Annotated in this window: 1 rRNA gene; it reads left to right on the top strand. The window is 58.9% G+C overall.

Annotated features, from left to right (window positions below):
• Positions 1-1,351, top strand: a 23S ribosomal RNA gene (locus CXY72_RS00030); the annotation flags it as partial.

The following is a 1,351-nucleotide window of genomic DNA, read 5'->3' as shown; positions in this document are numbered from 1 at the left end:
TCTGAATAGGGCGACCCACACGCGCATACGCGCGTGTGAATAGTGGCGTGTTCTGGACCCGAAGCGGAGTGATCTACCCATGGCCAGGGTGAAGCGCGGGTAAGACCGCGTGGAGGCCCGAACCCACTTAGGTTGAAGACTGAGGGGATGAGCTGTGGGTAGGGGTGAAAGGCCAATCAAACTCCGTGATAGCTGGTTCTCCCCGAAATGCATTTAGGTGCAGCGTTGCGTGGTTCACCGCGGAGGTAGAGCTACTGGATGGCCGATGGGCCCTACTAGGTTACTGACGTCAGCCAAACTCCGAATGCCGTGGTGTAAAGCGTGGCAGNTTCACCGCGGAGGTAGAGCTACTGGATGGCCGATGGGCCCTACTAGGTTACTGACGTCAGCCAAACTCCGAATGCCGTGGTGTAAAGCGTGGCAGTGAGACGGCGGGGGATAAGCTCCGTACGTCGAAAGGGAAACAGCCCAGATCGCCGGCTAAGGCCCCCAAGCGTGTGCTAAGTGGGAAAGGATGTGCAGTCGCAAAGACAACCAGGAGGTTGGCTTAGAAGCAGCCACCCTTGAAAGAGTGCGTAATAGCTCACTGGTCAAGTGATTGTGCGCCGATAATGTAGCGGGGCTCAAGCACACCGCCGAAGCCGCGGCACATCCACCTTGTGGTGGGTGTGGGTAGGGGAGCGTCCCTCATTCAGCGAAGCCACCGGGTGACCGGTGGTGGAGGGTGGGGGAGTGAGAATGCAGGCATGAGTAGCGACAAGGCAAGTGAGAACCTTGCCCGCCGAAAGACCAAGGGTTCCTGGGCCAGGCCAGTCCGCCCAGGGTGAGTCGGGACCTAAGGCGAGGCCGACAGGCGTAGTCGATGGACAACGGGTTGATATTCCCGTACCCGTGTGTGGGCGCCCGTGACGAATCAGCGGTACTAACCACCCAAAACCGGATCGATCACTCCCCTTCGGGGGTGTGGAGTTCTGGGGCTGCGTGGGAACTTCGCTGGTAGTAGTCAAGCGAAGGGGTGACGCAGGAAGGTAGCCGTACCAGTCAGTGGTAACACTGGGGCAAGCCGGTAGGGAGAGCGATAGGCAAATCCGTCGCTCACTAATCCTGAGAGGTGACGCATAGCCGGTTGAGGCGAATTCGGTGATCCTCTGCTGCCAAGAAAAGCCTCTAGCGAGCACACACACGGCCCGTACCCCAAACCGACACAGGTGGTCAGGTAGAGCATACCAAGGCGTACGAGATAACTATGGTTAAGGAACTCGGCAAAATGCCCCCGTAACTTCGGGAGAAGGGGGACCGGAATATCGTGAACACCCTTGCGGTGGGAGCGGGATCCGGTCGCAGAAACCAG

It is taken from the genome of Cryobacterium sp. Y57 (genome assembly GCF_002929505.1).
In the GTDB taxonomy this organism is placed as follows: Bacteria; Actinomycetota; Actinomycetes; order Actinomycetales; family Microbacteriaceae; genus Cryobacterium.
The sequence above is the reverse complement of the archived record's forward strand: the minus strand, read 5'-3'. Positions and strand labels throughout refer to the sequence as shown.